This is a genomic window from Desulforamulus reducens MI-1, from assembly GCF_000016165.1.
GTDB lineage: Bacteria > Bacillota > Desulfotomaculia > Desulfotomaculales > Desulfotomaculaceae > Desulfotomaculum > Desulfotomaculum reducens.
Genome location: NC_009253.1, coordinates 405,456 through 424,136, shown reverse-complemented (window position 1 = coordinate 424,136; position 18,681 = coordinate 405,456). Strand labels below are relative to the sequence as shown.

At 40.5% G+C, this 18,681-nt stretch carries 11 protein-coding genes, 1 tRNA gene and 1 riboswitch; of the genes, 4 read left to right on the top strand and 8 right to left on the bottom strand.

What is annotated here, in order from left to right:
- Nucleotide 1: 1 nt before the first annotated feature.
- From DRED_RS02090 to DRED_RS02080, 3 genes are all read right to left on the bottom strand, one after another.
- Nucleotides 2-1,012 carry an ABC transporter permease gene (locus DRED_RS02090; protein WP_011876776.1) on the bottom strand — a complete coding sequence of 337 codons (1,011 nt, stop codon included), beginning with the start codon at nt 1,010-1,012 and terminating at the stop codon, nt 2-4.
- Between the two features lie 116 nt (nt 1,013-1,128).
- Entirely contained in the window at nt 1,129-2,712 is a 1,584-nt protein-coding gene (locus DRED_RS02085) for an ABC transporter substrate-binding protein (RefSeq protein ID WP_011876775.1), read from the bottom strand.
- Between the two features lie 228 nt (nt 2,713-2,940).
- Nucleotides 2,941-4,080: a PucR family transcriptional regulator gene (locus tag DRED_RS02080; protein ID WP_011876774.1), complete on the bottom strand. Its 1,140-nt coding sequence runs from the start codon at nt 4,078-4,080 to the stop codon at nt 2,941-2,943.
- Nucleotides 4,081-4,266: 186 nt separating this feature from the next.
- Here DRED_RS02080 and DRED_RS02075 point away from each other — a divergent pair, with 186 nt between their 5' ends.
- On the top strand, nt 4,267-5,598 hold the full coding sequence (locus DRED_RS02075; RefSeq protein ID WP_238442563.1) for an MATE family efflux transporter: 1,332 nt from the start codon (nt 4,267-4,269) through the stop codon (nt 5,596-5,598).
- A complete protein-coding gene (locus DRED_RS02070) occupies nt 5,582-6,493 on the top strand; it encodes an RluA family pseudouridine synthase (RefSeq protein WP_011876772.1) in 912 nt (303 codons plus the stop codon). Before DRED_RS02075 ends, DRED_RS02070 begins: the two co-directional genes overlap by 17 nt.
- Before the next feature lie 249 nt (nt 6,494-6,742).
- On the opposite strand, the gene DRED_RS19465 is transcribed toward DRED_RS02070, so the two are convergent.
- Nucleotides 6,743-7,564, bottom strand: a complete 822-nt coding sequence (locus DRED_RS19465; RefSeq protein WP_011876771.1) for a methyl-accepting chemotaxis protein — start codon at nt 7,562-7,564, stop codon at nt 6,743-6,745.
- A 266-nt stretch (nt 7,565-7,830) separates the two neighbouring features.
- Nucleotides 7,831-7,922, bottom strand: a riboswitch (cyclic di-GMP riboswitch).
- 188 nt (nt 7,923-8,110) lie between these two features.
- Complete coding sequence (locus DRED_RS02060; RefSeq protein ID WP_011876770.1) at nt 8,111-10,045, bottom strand: methyl-accepting chemotaxis protein; 1,935 nt, start codon at nt 10,043-10,045, stop codon at nt 8,111-8,113.
- A 392-nt stretch (nt 10,046-10,437) separates the two neighbouring features.
- On the opposite strand from DRED_RS02060, the gene DRED_RS17730 reads away from it, so the two are divergent.
- Nucleotides 10,438-12,678 (top strand): PAS domain S-box protein, encoded by a 2,241-nt coding sequence (locus DRED_RS17730; protein WP_011876769.1) that lies wholly within the window; start codon nt 10,438-10,440, stop codon nt 12,676-12,678.
- 110 nt (nt 12,679-12,788) lie between these two features.
- Here DRED_RS17730 and DRED_RS02050 read toward each other — a convergent pair whose 3' ends face one another.
- The 3 genes from DRED_RS02050 to DRED_RS02040 form a co-directional block, all read right to left on the bottom strand.
- Nucleotides 12,789-14,135, bottom strand: coding sequence for an acetyl-CoA hydrolase/transferase family protein (locus DRED_RS02050; RefSeq protein WP_011876768.1), 1,347 nt, complete (start codon nt 14,133-14,135; stop codon nt 12,789-12,791).
- An 813-nt stretch (nt 14,136-14,948) separates the two neighbouring features.
- Nucleotides 14,949-16,685, bottom strand: a complete 1,737-nt coding sequence (pyk, locus tag DRED_RS02045; RefSeq protein WP_011876767.1) for a pyruvate kinase — start codon at nt 16,683-16,685, stop codon at nt 14,949-14,951.
- 465 nt (nt 16,686-17,150) lie between these two features.
- Nucleotides 17,151-17,223, bottom strand: a tRNA-Lys gene (locus tag DRED_RS02040).
- Nucleotides 17,224-18,470: 1,247 nt separating this feature from the next.
- On the opposite strand from DRED_RS02040, the gene DRED_RS02030 reads away from it, so the two are divergent.
- Nucleotides 18,471-18,677, top strand: coding sequence for a BhlA/UviB family holin-like peptide (locus DRED_RS02030; protein ID WP_041274383.1), 207 nt, complete (start codon nt 18,471-18,473; stop codon nt 18,675-18,677).
- Nucleotides 18,678-18,681: the final 4 nt, after the last annotated feature.

The window sequence follows — 18,681 nt, the reverse complement described above, 5'->3', positions numbered from 1 at the left end:
TTTAAGTGCGAACACGTGGATCTAGCGCAATAATAAAGTCAGCAACTAAATTCAAAAATACATAGGCAATGGCCGAAAAGATGGTTACACCCATGATGGCGGGATAATCCAGACTAATCACTGCTGAAGATATATAACTACCAATGCCCGGCCAACTGAAGATGGCTTCGATTAAAAAGGTATTCACCAGTGTATAGCCGATGGAAAGGGTAACCACAGTAACGGTGGGCCCCAGAGAATTCTTAAGGGCGTATTTCCATAAAACCAGACCCTCTGGCAAACCATAGGACCTGGCGGCACTGATATAGTCCTCGTTCAAAATTTCCAGCAAAGCAGAACGGGTCATTCTTGCCACTAAACCCAAGGGATACAGGGCTATGGTAATGCCCGGTAAAATCATATGAATTAAAACATCCTGCAGAATAACAAAGTTGCCTGTAATAAAGCTGTCAAAAAGCAGAAAGCCAGTAATATGGGGCACTTCATAAAGCAGTTTTATATCTGTGCTAAGCTGGTCTCCCAGGGGAAGAAACCCTAGGTGTCGATAAAACAACAGTTGTAAAAAGAGGCCAACCCAGAAAGTGGGGAGAGATACGGCCCCCACGGAAAAGATTCTACTGAAATGGTCCACTAGTTGGTCTTTTCTTCTGGCCGAAAGGACTCCCAGGGGAATCCCAACGAAAATAGCGATGATGGTTGATAATACAACCAATTCTATGGTAGCAGGCAGATAGGCCTTGAGTTCCTCTGCCACCGGTTGATGGCTGCGCAGGGATTTGCCAAAATCCCCTTGGCTTAAATCCGTTACGTACTTGCCAAATTGAATAAAGAGCGGTTGATCCAACCCTAACTCAACCCTTGCTGCTTCAATCTGTTGAGGTGTGGCCCGTGGGCCAACCCATTTTGCCGCAGGGTCCGAAGGTATAACCCTGGTAATAAAAAAGGTTACGGTAATAACCCCTAACAAAACCAGCACGCCCAAGCCCAGTCTCTTAAGAATAAATGAACGCACCTCACTGCCCTCCTTCAAATCATAAGGGGCTAAAGAAACTTGGCTTACGCCATACCCAAAGGACACGAGGTCCTTTGGGCGACGGCGTAAGCCTTAGCTCCCCTTATGACACTGTTTTATTCACGGTAAGTATCATAAAAGAATATGGTATTGGGGTAGGCTGCATTGCTCTTGAGACCTTTGAATTGCTTATTATGCACCCAAACATATTTCTTATCATAGGTGAAAATGGACGGTGCATCTTCAATTAGCATCTTTTGCGCTTCAATATACATTTGTTCAGCCGCAGCTCTGTCAATACCGCTCTTACTATTGGCTTCATCAATTAACTGATCAAACTTTTCGTTTTTATAATAGTTTAAGTTAAACAATGGATCCTTCTCGGAGTGATATAGACTGTACAACCAACTGTAGGGGCTGGCATAATCCACCCACCAGTACATACCTAAGATATCTTGTCTGCTCTTGGCATCTTTGCTCTTGGCCAACTCCCACTGACTATCCCAGGGCATGCCCCTTACTTCCAATTCAATATTCAGCTTAGCCAGTTCCGCTTTATAGAGCTCCGCTGTTTTCTTTTCAGCTTCATCCCCGGACATGTAGGTTAAGAGAAGTTTGAAGCCACCATTGGGGATGCCCGCCTGGGCCAACAATTCCTTTGCTTTATTCAAATCGTGCTTATACTGGAACAGGTTGTCTCCATGTCCCCAGTGCCCATAAGGTATGGGCCCCTTGGCCTGGGTAGCATAGTTGCCCATGGCATATTTCACTACATCTTCATAGGGGAAAGCGTAGGATAGGGCCTGCCTTACAAGTTTATTATTTAACGGTTCCTTTTCTGTATTAAAGCAGAAGAATAGGTTTTGGAAAGCAGGGGCATCCAGTATTTGTACGTCGGCATTGTTCTTCAGCGCTTCAACGTCTTCATAGGGAAGTTCAATGGTTACATCTGCCTCACCCTTTTCAACCAACTGACGTCTGGAAGCAGTTTCTGGAACCTTCTTTACAATCACCTTATCAAAGTGGTTGCCTTCCCAGCCTTTCCAATACTCATCAAAGCGAGTCAGTACCACTTCTTCGCCCTTCTTAGTGCTTTGCAGCTTATAGGGGCCGGTACCTGCTTCATTTCCCTGGGAGAACCAACCTTCGGGCTGCTCAGCAATCTTTGGTGACATAATGAAGGCTGCATAACCACAACTGGCAATTAAATCCACCGGGGCCGCATAGCTCAATTTAAACTCAACTGTGTAATCATCCTTGATGTTGATTTCCTTTACGGAATCCCAAATATAGGCTGCACCTTTGTTTATTTTCTTTGTTCTCTCAATGGAATACTTAACTGCATCGGCTTTCATTTCAGTTCCGTCATGGAATTTAACACCTTTTCTCAGTTTGAAAACCCAGGTCAAACCATCTTCTGATTTTGAATATTCCTCTGCAAGAATAGGAATGATTTTGTTTTGCTCCGGATCAAACCTTAAAAGGGTTTCATAAATGTTGTTCATAACTGCGATACCATTGGAAAACTCCACACTGGGATCCCAATCCAGCACTGGTTCACTGTTAAAGGCATAATAGGCAATTTTAGCCTTCTGCCCGCCGGAACCTCCTTGATTTCCACCTCCGCAACCTGTAACAACCGTAAGTGCAAAGACCAGCAACACAATGGCTACCATTAATTTCGTTCTTTTATTACTCATAAGACCACCCCCGGTAAAATTTTAGATATAGAACCATTCTTTCTTCCCTTTGTCACCCCCAAATAACGTTAACGTGGTTCTGTTTCACCACCCTGCCTTTACGTGCATGAATATGTAGATTTTTTTATACATATTCAATAGTATTCTAGGTGAATTCGACAAGATTTTTTTCTGACCTTTGTTAAATATCCAAAAAGAAAAGCACTTGTTTTGTAAATAAAACAAGTGCTATAACATCTTATGAATTTTGATCGCTACTGATAATTGTTCATAAAAACTTCCTTCTAAGCCTTCCATCTTTAAAATTTCTTTGATCTTCATCAAACGATAGCGGATAGTATTTCTATGCTGAAAAAGTTCCTGGGCTGTTTTATTTACATCCCCGTCATTTTCGATATAGGATACTGCGGTCTTAAATAAATTCATATTGTTTTTACGGTCGTATTCCTGTAAAGGTAAGATGATTTCATCATGAAACTCTTTCAATTCAGGGGTTTCTTTAACCACAGATAAAACCCGGTAAACTCCAAGGTCCTTGTACATGGTTATTTTTTGCTCTAAAACTTTTTCACCTAGTTCATTGGCATGCATTGCCTCTTTAATACACAGGCCTAGGTTTTCAAGACCTGAATAATGTCTACTAATCCCCAAATAATAGTTTTTAGTTGTCCCCTCAATGGTTTGGATAATAGAATTTAGCTCTTTTATTGATTGGTGGTTCTCCACCTGATAGGGTGTACTGATTAACAGCAGAATACCCCTCTTATAGGAAATGACCGACCAACTTTCCTGCCCCTGAAAACTCTCCTTCAAGTTTAAAAGGCGTCTTTTTACCCCTTGCTTGCTGGTAATAAAAATGGCAGCAACATTATTACAAAATTTATTATTAATCTGAAGTGCTAAACCTTTTATACTGCTTCCATCTTTTTCCAGCAATAACTTATCCACTTGCATTTCTACAATAATATTTTCTTTGTTCTGGATAATTAAATCCATAATCTCTGTAATAATCTCTGCATAGGGCAAATCTTTTGAGATCATAATAATAGGAAAATTTTTGCGGTTGGCCAGTGCTTTAATTTCTTCGGGTAGATCTTCCATATAAAGATCCAACAAACACAACCCGCTGGAACCGGACTCAATGATTGTCGATACTGTTATGGCTAAAAGCCCCGGATCATCCTTTACGGCATAAAAACTTGTTAGAAAGAAATCTCCCTCTCTTAAAAGTTCTTTGTAATCCTGACAGTCCGGACACTCAATGACGCTCACCCTTTTGATCAGACGATTAAAGCCCCTTTGCCCGGCGATAACCTTGGCACCTTTAAGAATGTCCAAACTCAAGGTATCCCTGATACTTACCCCCATATGTCAGTCTCCGTTCCTAAACAGTTAGTTATTTTAAATAGTACCTCAGAGAAATTGGAAAATCGATTTTTTAGCACCTAAAGTCTTTTTAAGCAATAAAGATGATATAATGTTATTTTAAAAATACTCTATTAGGTAGGAACCATGAAAAAAACATTCTCCACAAAGGAAAAAATACTCCAATTTATGACAATATTATGGCCCATACTTATTACTCAAATTTCACTTTCTGCCATGGTCATGCTGGATACAGTCATGTCCGGCAATGCAGGGGCCAGGGATCTAGCCGGGGTTGCCATCGGTTCCAGCCTCTGGGTACCCATTTCCACTGGCATTACGGGCATTTTACTGGCTGTAACCCCCATCATTGCCCAGTCTGTAGGAGCGGGAAGGAGGGACCATGTCCCCTTTACGGTAATCCAAGGGAGCTATCTGGCCATTGCCATTTCCATTATTGTTCTTATTTGTGGTGCCATCGCATTAAAACCAGTTTTAAATACCATGCACTTGGAGTCACCCGTGCGGGACATTGCCAGACGTTACTTAGTGGGGCTTTCCTTCGGCATTACCCCCCTGTTCATCTATACCATATTTCGCTGCTTTATTGATGCCCTGGGCCAAACACGGGTGTCTATGTTTATTACGTTGCTGTCCTTGCCCATCAACATATTATTAAATTACGTACTGATTTTTGGCAAGCTGGGTTTTCCCCGTTTGGGTGGCGTGGGTGCAGGTTATGCAACAGCCATAACTTATTGGTGTGTTTTTTTCATTGCTCTTTATGTATTGCACAGGGTAGAGCCCTTTTCCTGTTACAATTTTTTTAAAAAATGGCTTGGTATCTCTTTCTCCGCTTGGCGAACCCAGCTTAAGCTGGGTATACCCATTGGCTTCTCTATCTTTTTTGAGACCAGTGTTTTCTCTGGGGTAACACTATTGATGAGTCAGTATAACACCGTTACCATCGCTGCACACCAAGCCGCCTTAAACTTTGCCTCATTTTTATATATGGTGCCCTTAAGTATCTCCATGGCCCTAACTATTACCATTGGTTTTGAAGTAGGTGCCCAGCGATACTCCGATGCTAAACAATACAGTTTATTGGGGTTAGGTATTGCGGTGGGAATGGCTGTCTGCTGTGGCATTGGTCTACTGCTCTTTGGCGATCAAGTGGCTGGGTTGTACACCAAAGATCAGACGGTTTTTAAATTGACCCAGCAGTTCCTAGTATATGCCCTTTTCTTTCAACTTTCTGATGCCATCGCCACACCGGTGCAGGGAATACTCCGGGGCTATAAGGATGTAAATGTTTCATTTATTGTTGCACTGGCCTCATACTGGGTTATTGGCCTGCCCCTGGGACATATCCTTTCCCTCTATACGCCCCTGGCAGCCTTTGGCTACTGGGTAGGACTTATTGTGGGTCTAGCCATAGGTGCAACAAGCTTACTGATTCGTATGGTTATCGTTCAACGAAATGCGGCAATGGGAGGAAAAAAGATTGGTCTGTGCAAATAACCAGGTTGTCCTTTGTGTGGAAGCCAGCCAGAACGGTAAATTCCTTAGAGATTTTCTTAAACACAAGGATATTTCGGATAGAGCATTGAAAAAACTCCGAAATGAAGGGGAAATTCTTTGCAATGGCGCTAAGGTCACCTGGCGTACCATCGTTAACACTGGTGACAAAGTGGTCCTGATATATCCCATTCCCCCTCGAAACCAGTACCTGCCACCGGAACCGTTGGACTTGTCGATTATCTCTGAAGACGAAGATATTGCTTTGGTCAATAAACAGCCCGGTATGTGTGTTCACCCAACCTTGGCCTACCCTTCCGGTACCCTGGCCAATGGCTTAGTTTATCACTGGTTAGAGAACAACCCAGCGCCCACCTTTCATGCCGTAAACCGCATTGACCGTAATACCTCAGGCCTTGTATTGGTGGCTAAAAACTCCTACAGTGCACAAAAACTGTTCTTACAGAGGAAACGTAAACAACTGGCTCGCTCATACGTTGCCCTAGTTCATGGTAAGATTGTTCAAAGGAATGGCTACATCGACCTACCTTTGGAAAAGTGTGAAGGAAAAACCACGAAACGTCAAATATCAAGTACCGGCCAGCAAGCGCTGACTCGTTTTGAGGTTCTACAATATATTACAGATTGTACCCTTATCCGTTTAATGCCTGAAACTGGTAGAACCCACCAGATAAGGGTTCATTTATCACATTTGGGACATCCTTTGGTAGGAGATACACTCTACGGCGGCAGTATCGCTCAAATAGGCCGCCATTGCTTACATGCCGATAAAATATCCTTCCTTCACCCCAGAACTGGTCACCCAATGTCCTTTCAAATTCCTTTAGCCGAAGATATGCTGCAGGTAATAACAGAAATGGGAAGGGCTAAACTTTGAGAAGCTGCCTGCAGTTCCTGAAACCTCACTGCTATTAACAAAGGTTCTGCAATTTAGAAAAACATAAACTTCCGCCATACCTAAAGGACACGAGAGTCTTTTAGACGTTGGCGGAAGCTTAATTTGCCCTTACGCAGGCCAGAAAGTTATAATGCTTCCAGATAAAAAGAGCCTTCCTGGACATACCCTAATAAACCTCGGATATGTCTCCGTAATACTTAGTATACAATGAAAGGTCTTGTATCAATTTTACAGCATATTCTTTGAAACATTACTTAAGTTCTCAGCTAACCTTGCGTTTTCTTCAATTGCCTTGGCAATGTACTGGGTTGCCTCGGATTGTCCTTCACTAATTTGGTTTGTTTTTTCTACAAATTCCAATAGTTTATTGGTATTATTCCGGATCTCGTGCACTATATCTGCAATATCCTTAACAGATACAGCACTGCGGTCCGATAACTTTCTGATTTCATCGGCAACCACATGGAATCCCCTGCCTGCCTCTCCGGCCCTTGCTGCTTCTATGGCTGCATTTAAACCTAATAGCTTAGTCTGCCCAGCAATATCTTTAATAAATTTAAGGATTTCATCGGTCTTTTGGAGCCTGCTATTGGTCTCCTGAGCCACAGCACTTAATTGGGTCTGCATTGCCGTCAGTTGTTGGGCCGATGCTGCCATTTCCTCTACACTACTGCTAATTTCCTCGGTTGAAGCCGCCAGGGTTTCAGACACACTAGCAACCTCTTCTTGGGCAGAAATATCAAAACCGACCCCAACACTCCCAATGACTTCCCCATTTTCTATAACAGGCAGAGCAACAGCTTTGAAGGGATAACCAAAAACTTCTACAGGGACCATTACTTCACTTTTCTTTCCAGTGCTTAAGGAAGCATCAATGGCATCCCCCTGAGCCAGTTTGTCCCCAGCCTTAACCTTGACATCAATTTTATCCCCTGGTAAATATTTTAGAAATTTCTCCCGATCCGTTAAGCTAATCATGCAATCCATAGGAAAAATATCTTTAATCGTCTCTAACACTTCGCTTAACACCTGTAGCTTTTGTGAATTCATTATTAACTCCCTTTCATAAATTTATTATTTCTTACATTCTTTTAAATCAATTGCTTACAACAATACTGGCAAGAACAAATTCATCCTACGGGCGATTAAAGTTATCTACAGTTTTCGAAAAGCATAATTTCCTAAAGAAAACTTGGCTTGCGCCGCACGAAAGCCTTTAGGCGATGGCGTAAGCCTTAGTTGCCCTTATGCAAGTCGGAAAGTTTTATGCTTTCTGATTTGCTAAACAAAGAAAAAGGGCATGGCTGCCCTTTTTCTTTTGCAGCCTGGCAATCAATAGTTCATTCCTAGAACCTTAGACCCAAGGTTTTGCGTCCCCGTCTTTCGTTCGGGTTTGCCCTTCAGTTTCAAATTATTAGTTAGTTCTATTTCGACATAATATTTTAAAAACCTGCAATAATTGCTTATTATTACTAATAGTACATAATAAATAAATCATCCTAAAAGTTAAAAAAGTGTTGCTGGATAGACAACACTTTTTTAATCAAATATGTTAGCTCAATTACCAGATATACTTAATACTTTTACAGAAAACCTTTAGATTTTGAACCTATTGGTCAACTTGGTTAACTCTTCAGCTATAACACTTAATTGTGTGGAAGTTGCTGAAACCTCCTCAATTGCTGCAGTTTGTTCCTCTGTGGTTGCCGCAACATTCTCTACACCAGAATTCAACTGCTCAGTTGACAAGGCAATATGTTTAATTTGTTCATTTAAATTGTTAATGGCAGTTATAATCTCTGTAAAGCTGTTCCCAACCTCATTAACAATTTCATTTCCTTTTCTTACTTCTTTTTCGCTTTCTTCAATAGCTTTTACAGCATTTTGAGATTCAACTGCAATTTCAGAAATAAGCTGCTGAATTTCTTTGGTAGACTGGGAGGTATTTTCAGCCAATTTCCTAACTTCATCTGCCACCACTGCAAATCCTTTTCCTGCTTCTCCAGCCCTTGCCGATTCTATGGCTGCATTAAGGGCCAGCAAATTAGTCTGATCGGCAATCTTCATAATCACTTCAACAAATTGATTAATCTTATTAATAGAATTATTAGTACTGACAACTGAATGATTCACTTGCAGAGAACCTGAAGAAATTATATCCATCTGCTTGTTAATTGACTTTATTCCTTGATAGCCATTGTTTGCATAATCAACTACCTGGCCTGCCTGTTGGGATACTTCCTGTGAATTTTCCGAAACAGTTCCCACGGTGCTGGCAATTTTAGTTATGGTTACCGCCGTTTCATTGGCACCAGCAGAAGTTTGTTGGGCATTTGCATTTAATTGCTGGGATGAAGCCGCAAGGGTATTGGATTTATCTATGATCTGACTGACGATTTCTCTTACATTATGGGACATAACTTGGAACGCTTCTGCAAGTTGGCCAATTTCATTTTTGAGAAGGCTTAGTCTATTAAGTTTACCTTGGGCATCTATAGTTAGATCTCCACCGGAAATTCTCTGTGCTTCCAATACAATTAATTTTAAGGGGGCTGTTAAAACTTTGTTAATAAATAGAAATAATACCACACTAAAAAGAATTAGGGCTATAAGTAAACTGATCCCATTGGTGGTATAAAACTTGGCTAACACCGAGGTAGCTTCTTCTTTGGGCAGCACCATAACCAGTTTCATGCCTGTTTGACCAATTGGTGCATAGGAAACCATATACTTACTATTATTTATACTATTTTCTGTCGTTCCGGAAACAGTAGCATTGATAATAGTATTCCCCATAGCTTGAACCTGGGGATCCTTTTCTTCTGTAATTTTAACCTTTAGATTTTTACTTTCATCCCTGTGGGCCATATAATATCCAGAAGATGTGATAATAAACGCGTAACCCCTTTGCCCAACTTTAATCTTAGACACATAGTCCTGTAGTTCCTTAAGTTCAACATCTACGGTGGTAGCACCAATTAACCGACCATCCTTCTTAATAGAACTGCTTATGGTCATCATCGTTAAATTGGTAACTGTGTCTAGATAGGGTTCACTCCAACACAATTTTTTATCTGAGTTTAATGCGTTTTTATACCAGTCATATTGAAAATAATTGTACTCCTGGTTACTGTAGTCCAACGTTAACTGCAGATTACCGTTATCTTTATAAATATATGGACCATAATATTCTGTTTGTTCATTATAGATAAATGGTTCCAACCAGTATCCGCTACCCAGAGCCAAGTCTTCTTCTTGGATATATTTCTTAATAATGGGTTCGTATAGCTCAATGTTATACTGTGGCAATGATTCCAAATCTGCAGCTAATATTCTGGCCAGTTTACCAACATTATCAAGCTTGCCGTTTAAAAAACCAGCTTCCTTCTCAACGTCTGTTTTTAGAGAGGACTCGATTTGAGTGGACAGGATACTCTTAAAATGATAAAAACCCAGCCCAGTCTGAGCCGCAAAGATCAGGACTGTAATAGAAATAGTAATCGTAACAATAATAAATTTTATACTTTTCATGTTAATGTCCTCCCTATTGTCAATTTCACGTTAATTATCTTCCTTTCATATAAATCATTTGTGTATTTTACTAATTTAGCTGTCACCTCTTGTTCAAGAATACCCACAGAAGCTTTTTTGATAATACCAAAACAACAGCATTAAATAATTAAGAATAATCCTGCCCTCATGTCAAGTCAGGATATATAGCTATTGTTCGACAACTTTCGGAATTATCCTGTCAATTAGTAAAAATTACATTAACTTTATTTACCATTTTTATTTATTAGAAATATTTAACCACCTATAATCTCTAATAATTTAATATTTTTCGACATAATATGAGATAATTTGCAGGAATTGGCAATTATTTGGCTAATACTATAAAAAAAGTTCAAATGGAGATTCTTAAGATGGAATATTACCAAAAAACTCCCCCAAGAAAAATACCAATTCAGACTAAAGACTCCTTGCTCAAAATCATTTCTGAACTAGAGCAGAGATTGCAACAAATTACCAATAACATGTTAGATCTGTATACCGAAACAGACCTAGCGGGTATTATTCGATACGTCGGTCCCTCTCACAAAACCATTTTAGGCTATGACCCAAAAGCACTCAAAGGAACATCAGTTTTCTCTCGCATTCATCCCAAGGATATAAGTAAGGTAACCGATGCTTTTCAGACTGCGCTTAACTCAGCTTCTGAAATAATTGTAGAATATCAACTACAACATGCAACTGGTCATTATTTATGGGTTGAGTCCGTTGGTCGGTGCTTAGTGGAAGGAGATAGAAGAACAGGCGTTGTTATCAGCACCCGAAACATTACAAAACGAAAAGAGTTTGAAAATGCCCTGAGAGAAAGCGAATTTCGATTTCGGCAGATTACCGAAAACATGCGCGACATCATTATACAAATTGATAAATGTGGAACTCTTACCTATGTCGGCCCATCTGTAAAGTTTCTCTTGGGTTATCAACCTGAGAGGCTTTTAGGGAAAAAGGTGTTTGAATTATTGCACTCGGAGGATTACGATAAAACCACTAAACTATTTGCAAATAGTTTAGCAAACTATACGGAAGGCGAATTTGAATGTCGCTGTCGTCATGCAGACGGGCGCTATCTCTGGCTGGAATGTGCAGGAAAAATACTATCAAATAGTCATGGTCAGGCCACAGGAGCTATTATCACTGCCAGGGATATAACGGATCGGAAAATGACGAAGCAGGCCCTCCTAGCAAGCGAAGAGCGAATCAGCCGTATAACTGAGAATATGCTTGACATTATGGTTGAGCTAAATTCGGAAGGAATTACACAGTATGTCAGTCCCTCAGTTAAAACTGTTTTAGGATTTGATCCTAAAGACCTCCTAGGAGTACCGGTATTTAAGAACGTTCATCCAGAAGACCTTGATCGGGTTCTTGAAGCCTATGAAAAAAGCATCAATCACTGGTCTTGTATGAGGGTTGATTTTCGTTATAAAAATGCACAGGGCTATTACCGCTGGTTGGAATTAATCGGCAATATCCTGCAGGATGAGCATGGATCAGTGAGCACCAGTATCTTATGCCTACGTGATATCACCGAGCGCAAGTGGGCCGAACTACAAACAAAGTATTTCAGTATGCATGATCCCGTCACAGGACTCTATAACCGTACACACTTTGAGTTGGAGATGCGCCGACTGGAAAACAGTTCTGAGCCTGTGGGCTTGATTGTTGCAGACTTGGACGGTCTAAAACTGATCAATGATACCATGGGCCACGAGGTCGGAGACAATGCCCTAAGGGCCGTAGCCAATATATTAAAAATATCTTACCGCGAAGAAGATATTGTTGCTCGAATCGGTGGAGACGAGTTAGCGGTTATACTGACAAATGTGTCTATGGATACCCTAAAGGTTGCTGTGTCTCGTTTAGAAAAAAACATCAAGGATTACAACATGGAAAACCCAGGAAGTCATTTAAGTTTGTCCATCGGTTATGCTCTGCGGGAACCTCCCACTAAACCTTTGAATGAGGTCTTTAAAGAAGCCGATTACTATATGTACCGTGCAAAGTTACACCATGCAAAAAGTACACGCAGTTCCCTTGTACAAACTCTTATGAAAGCTCTGGAAGCCCGGGATTTTATCACAGAGGGTCACGGGGACCGCATGAAAAGTCTGGTTGTAAACATAGGTAAAGCCCTCGGGTTACCCGAAAACAAAATCTACGACCTGCAGCTTTTTGCACATTTTCATGACATTGGTAAAGTGGGTATTTCTGATAAGATTCTTTTTAAACCCACAAAACTTACACCGGACGAACATAATGAAATTAAACGTCACTGCGAGATTGGCTACCGCATTGCTCAAGCATCTCCGGAACTATTGCCCATAGCCGATTGGATTCTCAAGCACCATGAATGGTGGAACGGACAAGGTTATCCCCTGGGATTAAAGGGAGAACAAATCCCTTTAGAATGCCGCATACTGGCCATTGCAGACGCCTACGATGCCATGACCAGTGACCGTCCTTATCGAAAGGCCATCAGTCACCAAGAAGCAATTCGTGAGTTGGAACGCAATGCAGGAATACAGTTTGATTTATTTTTACTGCCAATGGCCGTCAAGGTTATTGAACAATCTCTGGCCTTCTCGGTAGATTAATATATAAAAGGGCTGTGCTGAAACTTTTGTTTCGGCACAGCCCTTTTATCAAAATATAACTGTGGAACATGAAGAAAGAACTGGTTTATATTGAGATTTTCATGGGCACACTATGGTTCGATGCGGTTAGTTCTCTTCCAGAAACCCAGTTTTTCTGCTTCTTTAATTAGTTCTTCCCGGAAATCTGGATGGGCGATATTGATTAGGTTCTCTGTTCGCTTCCAGACAGACTGGCACTTCATCAAAGCTTTGCCGTATTCGGTGACGATGTAGTGAGTTAACTGGCGAGAAACGGTACAGGCCGCTCCTGGAGTTAAAAAAGGTTTGATCTTGGACTGTAAAGTTCCGGTCTTGTCTAAATAAGTGGAAGGCATACACAGGAAACTTTTACCACCCGGGGAGTGGTAAGCCCCATAAACAAAATCCCATTGGCCACCTGTTCCAGTAAGCTGACGTGTTCCCTGCATTTCTGAGGTCACCTGGCCGTAAAAATCAACTTCTAAACAACTATTAATAGAAATCATGTTGGATATCTGAGCAATTACCGCAGGATTATTGGTGTAGTCCACGGAATAAGTAGCAATCATAGGATTGCGGTCCATAAATTCATAAAGGCGGGGAGAACCAAGGGCGAAGGTACAAACCATTTTTTTGCGGTCAATTTCCTTTTTACGACCTGTAATACACCCCTTTTCCCACATCTCCAAATAGGCGTCTGCCATCATTTCAGTATGAACTGATAAATCCCGGAAACCTGCTTCTGCTATCTTCTTACCCAGGTAATTGGGCAAACCCCCAATACCCAATTGAATACAACACCCATCGTTGATCTCTTTCAGAATATGCTCAGCAATTTTGATTTCAGATTTGGTAGGCTCAATGGCCGGTATACTGGCCATTGGCTCGTTTTCACCCCTTACCACAAAGTCGACTTCGGAGATGTGGAGTTGGTTGCCGTTTCCACCAAAGACGTAAGGCATACTCTCGTTCTCCTCAACAATAACTATGCGGGCATTTTCGCACACCGCTTCAATATGCGATGTATTAATCCCGAGATTGAAATAGCCATACTTATCCATAGGACAAACCCGCACCATGGCAACGTCAACCTCTACTTCCCGACGACGATAGTAACCAGGCACTTCGTGATACAGTAGGGGTGAGAAACTACAAATTCCCCGATCACCCAATTTCGCCTCAAATGCCCCGAAATGCCAACTATCCCACTGAAAATGTTCCATTGTCGGATCAACTTGAGGTACTTCTGGTAGTGGGGGGAGGGAGATTCCGCTTCTGATATGCACACCATATAGCTCATCTTTTCGACGGGCCAACGCTCGATCAAGGGCTTTTGGATAACCATTAAAAAACATGTAATCTACCCAGTCACCGGATTTAACTACCTTAACCGCTTCTTCGGGGGTAACAAGTTTTTCCCGATATTCACTCTCGAACATTTTCCCCGGCCTCCTTCTTTAGTATTAGTGTTAACATGCTATTGACATCTTCCTTAAAATTTTTAAAGAAACAGCTATTGACTATTTACCGCTGGTCTATTTTAATGAGTAATCATTTCTTACAGCATAGATCGTGCCATGAAAATGCTAATATTCAAAAGAAAGAGTAATATAAATTAAAAAGCCGAAAAACTAAGATAATCAAATAACAGTATAAGGCAAGTTAAATATTGAAAATTTTGAATTTTTGCGATTTAGAAATATTGCTTAGGAAATATTTGAAAATACTACATTTAGTGGGTTTTCTTTTTTGAGAAAAATTGGCAAACTAGCAAAAAAACTTGACTTATTTTGAAATACCAAAGTAAGGGATACCCTTAAAACTTATAACTTTACTTCTCCTTAGGTTGGTTTTGATTTGAGGCTGGTACGATAACCAATAGGGGGTATTCTGCCCTGCGTGCTTCCCGAAGGAGCAACAATCTGCTATGCACCTAGTCGTTGTGGTCCATCTAATAAACGGACTCGCTGTAACAAGAAAGTACGACCTACTTTCGCCAGCCACAAAAGTAGTATGGACCAAATTTTCATTCAGCAGTGTTGTCGCAAGAGACATGTTAGTCTGATAAAGTGAATAAACCGCTTAAAACAAAGTTTTAAGCGGTTTATCTGGGCTTTTTTTTACAAACAGCCCCTTTGCAAAGGGGTTTGATGCCCCCTCTTATTATCATATCAGAAAAGATATTGGCATATTTTCGTCAATAGTAGGTCATTTACTACCAAGTAACTCCTGACAAATTAACTTGCATTCATTTAGAAAACCTTGGCGTTTCCTCTGTAAATAACACCACTTTGACCATCCACTGTAATGATTTCACCATTTTTAAATATTCCGCTGGCACCTTTCGCTCCCACAATGGTTGGAACCTTTAGCTCCAGTCCTAAAATTGCTGCGTGAGAGGTTAGCCCTCCCTCTTCCGCCACAATGGCAGCAGCATTCTTCAGGAATGGTACAAAGCCTGCATCAGTTCCGTTGGTTACGAGGATTTCACCTGGTTCCAGCCTAGCCGCCTCTTCAGCATCATTGCATACCCTTACCGGCCCAGACACAGCCTGTGCAACAATCCCTGTACCACTGGACACTATGGTTCCTACAGTATGAATCTTCATCAAGTTGGTGGTTCCCTGAAGTCCTACAGGTACCCCTGCAGTGATGACTACTAGATCTCCACCCTTTACGACTTTTTGTTCCACTGCGGTATCCACCGCTGTAGCAATCATTTGGTCTGTGTTGGTAAGCTTTGGTGAAGGTAATGCAACCACTCCCCAAACCAATGACAGCCGTCTCATGACACCTCGGTCCGGCGTCACCGCCACAATGGCTGATTGGGGGCGATAGCGTGAAATCATCTTTGCCGTATAGCCACTGGTGGTGGCAGTAATAATGGCAGCTGCGTCCAGTTGGTTGGCCACAGTACATACGGCCTGACCTAGGGCATCGGTAACACTAAAGCAGTTAGTGTATGTTTTAGCCCCGTCGCTCAGGGCTTGTTCCGAACGTCTGGCAATGCGATCCATTGTCCTTACAGCTTCAACGGGATATTTGCCATTGGCAGATTCCCCGGATAGCATGATGGCGTCAGTTCCATCAAAGATGGCATTCGCCACATCACTGGCCTCTGCCCTGGTCGGGCGAGGGTTTTGAATCATGGAATCAAGCATTTGGGTAGCGGTAATCACGGGCTTTCCTACTTGGTTACAAATGGTTATTATTTTTTTTTGAATAATGGGTACTTCTTCAGCCGGAATTTCTACCCCTAGGTCACCCCGGGCCACCATGATACCATCTGATGCTTGGATAATCTCATCCAGATTATCAACTGCTTCTCGGCTTTCTATCTTGGCAATAATATCAATTTTAGCCCCGTCATCCTCCAAAATTTTCCGAATGGCTAAGACATCCCCAGCCTTGCGTACAAAGGATGCCGCAATAAAATCCACTTGCTGTTCTATGCCAAATTTGATATCTGCAATATCCTTCTCCGTTACCGCCGGTAAGTTTACATGAATATCCGGTAAATTTACTCCTTTGCGGTTAGAAACTTTTCCGCCATTCATTACCCGGCAAACTATCTTTTTTTCTTCAACAGCTTCAACTACTAATTCAATTAGACCATCGTCAACCAGGATACGGTCTCCCCTTTTGACATCCTTTGACAGGTCCTCATATGTAACGGAAACTCCGTGCTGATCCCCTATAATCGGTTCGGTTGTTAAAAAAAATGACTGTCCTGCCTCTAGTAGCACTGGTTGTTCCTGAAAATCCCCCAGCCTGATTTCAGGACCTTTGGTATCTAATAAAATAGCAATATTTTGTCCCATCTCTTGTGCTGCACAACGAATGGTTGTGATACGCTTAGCATGTTCCTCATGGGAACCGTGCGAAAAGTTCAGTCTGGCAACATTCATACCAGCTTTGATCATTTCATTAATGGTTTCTAATCTTTCGCTGGCTGGTCCTATGGTACAAACTATTTTTGTTTTACGCATGTATATCCCCCCTAATTAAGCATCTCTAACACTGAACCATGATCCTTATGCCTGCTGGTGTTAACCGTAGGTAAAAAAACAAAGATATACTATATATAAAAAAAGCCACACAATAACAGGATCATCATCCTGATACCGTGCGGCTTCTCCAGTCACATGCCAATATCAAATTCTTTATTTTATTTAATATTCTACATAGTTCTGAAAATTCCTCTTAAAAAATAATAATTTATCTCCTTTCCCCTGCTCAAACTGCTTGTTTAGATAAAAACATTACTAAAGGTTTTTTTGTGATATTGGAAAAGCCTGTAAATTATTAGTCAGTCTTTAACCTCTAACGGTTTAATTAGGAATTGCTTGTATATCTTGAAGAATCCCATTGAGATCAAGGAAAGGCCTTGCAGAAGTGCAAGCTTTTTTGTCTTAAGAAAAAAGAAAATCCACCCATTGAGTGGATTTATCCTCTGGTGACCCACCGGGGACTCGAACCCCGAACCTACTGATTAAGAGTCAGTTGCTCTACCAATTGAGCTACGCCCTTATATAATCATTGGTACAAAGTTTTTTACTTACCGTTTTTTCAATGAATCAGATTGTCAATTTACATGAATTATATTGTCAATTTATTATATCAAAGACAACTTGACTAAGCAAGGCAAGGAATTGACAAGTTAATTCGTATATTAATAAGGAATTTTGCTTCAATTCATCCTATAAACGCTCTCTACCAGTGACCGTATAATTAATAACTTTGATAATTTTGTATTAGAGTATTTAAAATGGAAAGGTGAAGATATTGGTAACTGTGAAGAATGTGGAAAATTAATTACAATTACCAACAACCGTCAAAAATACTGCCCCACTTGCTGGAAGGAAAAAGAACATGAAGATAATAAAAGATATGCAAGGGAAAGTATGCGTAAATTAAGACATAAACAAAATGTTAAGGGTTTAGAAACTCCCAACAAACCCTTGTAAAATAAGGGTTGATGAGTTGTGTGCAAGAGATACTATTATGGATATAAAATAGTATTAATCCTTATATATCAATGACTCACTAACATTTTATAGATAATACTCTTTAAGGGAACATAGTAAACTACTAGGGAGAATAAAATATGTTTATAAAATAGAAACTGCCTTTAAACCCCTATAAAATAAGGGCTAATCGACTCTCTCCTAAATATTACCAAAAGTGCGATAAAGCCAATAAAATCAATGGCTGATAGGTGATTTTTCACTAAAAATTTTAGTAAACCTCTAGGGAGAGAGAATATGCTAGAGTTTTAGAAACTCCCAACAAACCCTTGTAAAATAAGGGTTGATGAGTTGTGTGCAAGAGATACTATTATGGATATAAAGGCCACATTAAGTACATTCCATCGAGTATATTTAATGTGACTTTTGCTTTTTAGGCAAATGTTGCGAATCTATACATAGGGGGAGGGCTACTTCTCTCCTTTATATTTTTTTTATTAAAATTTTTGAATTGGTTTCCCTTTTAAATCAGCCATTAAACCAATATTACTATTAAAAATTTTAAGGTAAGAGAAGGTAGAGAAACATGAGTGAACACGAAAAGCAATTATATTTTAATCTCAGAAGGAACAAGAAAATACGTCTAAAGCAAATTGCTAATTATCTAAAATGCAGTATCTCCTTATTGAGCAGATATGAAAGAGAAGATATTAACATGAATGAGCAAAAAATAATTGGCTACAAAAATTTTATTACTAACTACAATAACCAATTGTAATGTAAATCTAAATATTGGAGGTGGTGATAATGGACATTCTAAATGCCGATACAATGCAATTAATAGTTTCCCAAGGAATATTTGCAGTTTTGTTTGTGTGGCTCTTATATGACACCCGAAAAGAATCTAAAATCAGAGAAGAATTATTAATGCAACAAATATCAAAAAGTGAGGAAGCACATAACGCTATCATTAGGGCTATTGAGCATTTAGCAAATAAGTTAGGAGGTATATAATTTT